Source organism: Paraburkholderia caledonica NBRC 102488 (assembly GCF_000685095.1).
Lineage (GTDB): Bacteria > Pseudomonadota > Gammaproteobacteria > Burkholderiales > Burkholderiaceae > Paraburkholderia > Paraburkholderia caledonica.
Genome location: NZ_BAYE01000073.1, coordinates 1 through 692, shown reverse-complemented (window position 1 = coordinate 692; position 692 = coordinate 1). Strand labels below are relative to the sequence as shown.

The 692-nt window shown below is 55.1% G+C and carries 3 tRNA genes and 1 rRNA gene; all 4 read right to left on the bottom strand.

What is annotated here, in order from left to right:
* Window positions 1–84: 84 nt before the first annotated feature.
* A tRNA-Thr gene (locus BCA01S_RS34280) sits at window positions 85–159 on the bottom strand.
* Between the two features lie 15 nt (window positions 160–174).
* Window positions 175–248: transfer RNA gene (locus BCA01S_RS34275), tRNA-Gly, on the bottom strand.
* Window positions 249–287: 39 nt separating this feature from the next.
* A tRNA-Tyr gene (locus BCA01S_RS34270) sits at window positions 288–373 on the bottom strand.
* 158 nt (window positions 374–531) lie between these two features.
* Window positions 532–645: ribosomal RNA gene (rrf, locus tag BCA01S_RS34265) — 5S ribosomal RNA — on the bottom strand.
* Between the last annotated feature and the right edge of the window lie 47 nt (window positions 646–692).

Here is a 692-nt window from a genome sequence, read left to right as displayed (position 1 = left end):
CTCAAACTTACCCTTGGCCATTTTCGACTCCTAAGAGGATTTTTCCGTACGTTGCGCCGGGCGCAAACAATCACCGAGTACTTCTGGTGCCCATGGGCAGGATCGAACTGCCGACCTCTCCCTTACCAAGGGAGTGCTCTACCACTGAGCCACATGGGCGCTACTTTTGTGTGCTGGAGCGGGTGAAGGGAATCGAACCCTCGTCGTAAGCTTGGAAGGCTTCTGCTCTACCATTGAGCTACACCCGCAAGGTCATGGATTCCCAACAACTGCTTCAACTTGCATTCTGGTGGAGGAGGTTGGATTCGAACCAACGTAGGCGTAAGCCAACAGATTTACAGTCTGCCCCCTTTAGCCACTCGGGCACCCCTCCGCAGAGAACTGATGATTATGGGGGAACAACCGCTTGATGTCAAGACTTGACTGACTGTTCCAACCCAAACGCTCTCACTTATATGCAGTGATCGCGGTGCTACGGTAAACGCAGAAACCCCACCTGTGTTGGGGTGGGGTTTCTGGTGCTGCTGGGGAGCCTGACGATTACCTACTTTCACACGGGCAATCCGCACTATCATCGGCGTGGAGTCGTTTCACGGTCCTGTTCGGGATGGGAAGGGGTGGGACCGACTCGCTTTGGTCATCAGGCTTTGACGGGTTGCCGTACTGCCGGTGGGGCAATACAGCCAATCGGG